A 1,994-nucleotide genomic window follows, 5' to 3' on the forward strand; every position below is an offset into this window, starting at 1 on the left:
ATTTAATCCCGGCGTTGACAATTACGGAAGTGATGCTCCCTTTACCCCTTCCAGAAAGCACTCAAACGCACAAAGAAGGCGGTAGAAATAGCGTGCATGCAGCAAACAAAACTAAAAAATAAGATAAACAGGGATGCTCAATGGGCCATCCCCGTTTTTTTTCTGCATTTTACCTGCGGAAAAACACCTGTGATATTCTCCCATAAAAATCTGTCTATTCTTTTAAAGGCATATTTTTGTTATCATTTTTTCTCATAGAGTTTATATACAAAATTCCTTATTTAGAGTCCAATCTAAACGACGAATCCACTCGTCTTGCACATCCTTTGCGGCATTTTCCACACGCAACAACACATTCCAAACTTTAGCAATACAATAAGCCTTTATGAGATTAGGCTCATAAGAAATATTTCTGTGTGAAGCATATCCATTAATAAAAGATTCAAGGAGAAAATCAGCCTTGTCCGGATAATGGAAATTCGTAAACCAATATACCCACGCCAAATCATTTAACGGATGCGCCCACTCCGCCCACTCCCAATCCAGTACAGACAGCTTCTTTCCAGGTGATATCAATATATTATGCGGCCCATAATCCCCGTGGGTTAATACCCACTCACTTTCCCTTTCCTCAATGACTGACAAAATCCCGGCTGATGACGTTTTTAATGATAAAGGTACGAAGTCCAAGTCGAACGCTGTTTCTCAGAGAATTCAAGGAACTCTTTCGAATAATTCCATTCCCATTAAGACAGGTAATAGCATGAATATGAGAAGCAAGAGTTATACCAAGCAACTTGTATAATTCAACAGCATCATTCCACTTGTGATCGTCTAAAATGAACTGACCGTTGATTCCTTCTCGGTAATCCATAACCATTATTCTGAAATCGAACAGATCAAATGTTTCATATAAAGCAGGAGTGATATCGGATCCATTAAGCAGGCTGAGACAACTAATTTCGTTTAAAGCATCCTGGTTATCCCTTCGTGCAATCTTGGCAACTAATAATGGATCTGTACCGTCCATTAGAACTGTCGAGTTCGTATACCCCCCTTTTAATGGAGTTATTTTCAATGCACCGTATTGCTGAATCAATTTTACAAAAATTCGTTCCATCATTTTAGGTGACCTCATTCTTTCAAGTCAGATGTAAAACAATGATTGAACAATCTATACATTACTCTTCTAGATGATCAAAGTTGTTCTTTTTCAACTAAAGATCATATCAAACGACAGAACGGGATGCCCAATTGAGCATCCCGTTTCTTTTTGATTGAATTGTGAAAAGCACTTGGTGTATAAGCTTGGTCAGTCACAGGCAGCGCATGTTTGTAAAGTACTACTGCACAGGTGGCTCTACGCGATTTGTGATACTGGTGGAACAGGCGCTAAAATTTTCCGGGCACCGGGTTCTTTACTTTTCAAACAGATGCAGGTATTCGCCATAACCCTCTTTTTCCAGATCTTTTTTGGGAATGAAGCGGAGCGCGGCTGAATTGATGCAATAGCGCAAATGTGTCGGAGCAGGGCAGTCATTAAACACATGTCCCAAATGGGAATCTGCTTCCCTGCTGCGAACCTCCGTACGAATCATGCCAAACCGGTCATCCAGCTTTTCGACGATTTGCTCAGGATGAAGCGGTTTGGTAAAACTGGGCCAGCCACATCCGGCATCAAACTTGTCCAGAGAACTGAACAAAGGTTCACCGGAAACAATATCCACATAAATCCCTTCTTCATCATGATCCCAATATTCATTGCGAAAGGGAGGTTCTGTTCCTTCCTTTTGTGTCACTTCATACTGGAGAGCAGTCAACCTCTTTTGCAGTTCCTCTCGATTCGGAATCGGACGGCGTGCCCGTCTGACTTTCGAGGACTCTTCTTTCATCACTTTGCACCTCTTTTTTCGATACTGGTAAGTTTTATTATATACAAAAAAGATTATCCAGTTTGGATAATCCATAAACGGTATTCCCTGAAAACTAAAGAG

At 40.8% G+C, this 1,994-nt stretch carries 3 protein-coding genes; all 3 read right to left on the reverse strand.

Translation table 11 applies throughout. The annotated features are described in order from the left end of the window. Positions 1-261: 261 nt before the first annotated feature. Positions 262-645 (reverse strand): phosphotransferase family protein, encoded by a 384-nt coding sequence (locus JG50_RS0117740; RefSeq protein WP_033102445.1) that lies wholly within the window; start codon positions 643-645, stop codon positions 262-264. After that, positions 632-1,123, reverse strand: a complete 492-nt coding sequence (locus JG50_RS0117745; protein ID WP_033102446.1) for an aminoglycoside phosphotransferase family protein — start codon at positions 1,121-1,123, stop codon at positions 632-634. The genes JG50_RS0117740 and JG50_RS0117745 overlap by 14 nt, the downstream gene beginning before the upstream one ends. A gap of 295 nt (positions 1,124-1,418) precedes the next feature. Continuing rightward, positions 1,419-1,892 carry a peptide-methionine (R)-S-oxide reductase MsrB gene (msrB, locus tag JG50_RS0117750; RefSeq protein ID WP_052154477.1) on the reverse strand — a complete coding sequence of 158 codons (474 nt, stop codon included), beginning with the start codon at positions 1,890-1,892 and terminating at the stop codon, positions 1,419-1,421. Positions 1,893-1,994: the final 102 nt, after the last annotated feature.

The sequence above is a fragment of the Thermoactinomyces daqus genome, assembly GCF_000763315.1.
Taxonomy (GTDB): domain Bacteria; phylum Bacillota; class Bacilli; order Thermoactinomycetales; family Thermoactinomycetaceae; genus Thermoactinomyces_A; species Thermoactinomyces_A daqus.